We start from the raw sequence: 1,331 nt of genomic DNA on the forward strand, positions 1-1,331 counted from the left end.
GCTGTGGCCGCCGCTGCCGGGCCCGGCGCGGGTCGCCCGGCTGACCAAGGAGCCGCCCCGGCCGGGCGGGGCCAGGGTGGTGGTCTACACGGGCGACGAGATCGAGCTCGACCTGCCGGAGGCCGAGTTCTTCCAGCCGACCGGCGATCTCAAAGCCGATCTCGACGCCGCCGCCGCGCGGGCGGACGTCCTGGCCGTCTGCGGCGGTGACGGGACTGTCGGCGCCGCCGCCGAGGCCGCGCTCCGTCATGACATCCCGCTGCTGGTCGTCCCGGCCGGGACCCTCAACCATTTCGCGCGGGCCCTCGGCATCGAGACCGTCGCCGACGCCGTGGACGCCTACCGCGAAGGCAGCCTGGCCGCCGTCGACGTGGCGACCGTGAACGGGATCCCGTTCCTGAACACGGCCAGTTTCGGGGCCTACGCCGAGCTGGTCGACCGGCGTGAGCGGCTGGAGAACCGGCTCGGCAAGTGGCCCGCGCTGGCCGTCGCGGCGGCGAAGGTGCTGTACCGGGCCGAACCGGTCGAAGTCACGATCAACGGGCGTCCGCGCCGGGTGTGGCTGGCGTTCATCGGCAACTGCGCGTACCGGTCGCGCGGCGCGGCCCCGACCTGGCGGGCCGGCCTGGATGACGGGCTGTTGGACGTCCGGATCGTCGAGGCGGGGTCGCGGCTGCGCCGGATCCGGGCGATCGCGGCCGTCATGACGGGGCAGTTGCACCTTTCGCCCGACTACCGGCGCCGGCTGGTCCCGTCCCTGCGGTTGGATCACGCCGATCCGACGCTGCGGGTCGCCCACGACGGGGAGACCCGCGACGTCGGAACGCCGGTCCATTTCCGGAAGCATCCGAAGCAGCTCCGGGTGTTCGTCCCGAAATGACCTGAACTATTCGGTCGGCGATCGGAGCGCCCAGGCGATGCCGCCGCCGACCGCGGCCAAGGTGGCCAGCCCGATCAGGCCCCAGAGCCAGGCTGGCCTGCCGCCGTCGTCCTCGCCGGACTCCGGCGCGGCCGTCTCCTGGACCCCTTCGACGGTGAACCGGTAGGTGTCCTGCACGGGATGGCCGTCGGCGGAAACGATCCGCCACGCCACGGTGTAGGAACCCGGAGGCAAGCGTGAAGTGACGGGCAGAGTCACCACATTGCCCTTGGTCTCGACCCGGCCGACCGGCGCCTGGTTGCCCTTGGCGTCGGTGAGCAGGACCTTCGGCAGGATCACGTCGTCGCTGAAGGTCAGCACGATCTCCTTCGGAAACGGCCCGATCCCGCCGGCCGCCGGGGTCGCGGAGATCAACTGGGCGTGGGCCGCGGCCGGGCCCGCCGCGGCCGCC

The 1,331-nt window shown here is 72.9% G+C and carries 2 protein-coding genes; one reads left to right on the forward strand and one right to left on the reverse strand.

Annotated elements, in window-relative coordinates; translation table 11 throughout:
* On the forward strand, positions 1-880 hold an 880-nt coding region (locus ACYVE7_RS34160), incomplete at its 5' end, for a diacylglycerol/lipid kinase family protein (RefSeq protein ID WP_460370736.1).
* A gap of 6 nt (positions 881-886) precedes the next feature.
* On the opposite strand, the gene ACYVE7_RS34165 is transcribed toward ACYVE7_RS34160, so the two are convergent.
* On the reverse strand, positions 887-1,331 hold a 445-nt coding region (locus ACYVE7_RS34165; protein WP_460370738.1), incomplete at its 5' end, for a copper resistance CopC family protein.

Source organism: Actinocorallia lasiicapitis, from assembly GCF_054778695.1.